This is a genomic window from Kineococcus indalonis (assembly GCF_009906395.1).
In the GTDB taxonomy this organism is placed as follows: Bacteria; Actinomycetota; Actinomycetes; order Actinomycetales; family Kineococcaceae; genus Kineococcus; species Kineococcus indalonis.
Window position 1 is genome coordinate 1 of the sequence record NZ_JAAALM010000954.1, and the last position, 673, is coordinate 673.

Consider the following 673-nt stretch of genomic DNA (forward strand, 5'->3'; position numbering starts at 1 on the left):
CCCGTCGCCGTGCGCTCGCGCGCCGGTGCCGTCGGCACCCCGCGCGCCCTCGTCGTGGGCTGTTCCACCGGCGGACCCGAGGCGCTGTCCGCCGTGCTGTCGAAGGTGCCGGCCACCATCGGCGTGCCCGTGCTGATCACCCAGCACATGCCGCCGGTGTTCACCCGCCTGTACGCCCAGCGCCTGGACAAGGTCAGCGCCCTGAACGTGGTGGAGGCCACCGACGGACAGACCGTCGAGGCCGGCACCGCCTACGTCGCGCCCGGCGACTTCCACATGGAGGTCGTGCGCCGCGGCACCGCCCTGGTGGTCAAGCTCAACCAGAACCCGCCGGAGAACTTCTGCCGCCCCGCGGTGGACGTGATGTTCCGCTCCGCGCTGGCGGCCTTCGGCGGCGACCTGCTCGCGCTGGTCCTCACCGGCATGGGCTCCGACGGCAAGCTGGGCTGCAAGGCCATCGCCGACGCCGGCGGCCAGGTCGTCGTCCAGGACGAGGCCACCTCCGTGGTGTGGGGCATGCCCGGCGCCGTCGCCCGCGAGGGCATCGCCGACGAGGTGCTGCCGCTGAACGCCATCCCCGACGCCCTGCTGCGCCGCCTCGGTGGCGCGCGGGCCGGTGCGGCCGGCGCCGCGCGCACCCCCCTGCCGCCGGCCGAGCCGTTCGCGGCCACCC

At 75.6% G+C, this 673-nt stretch carries 1 protein-coding gene; it reads left to right on the top strand.

Annotated elements, in window-relative coordinates; all coding sequences use genetic code 11:
• The coding region (locus GTR00_RS22155) for a CheB methylesterase domain-containing protein (RefSeq protein ID WP_166613626.1) at positions 1-673 on the top strand (673 nt) is incomplete at both ends.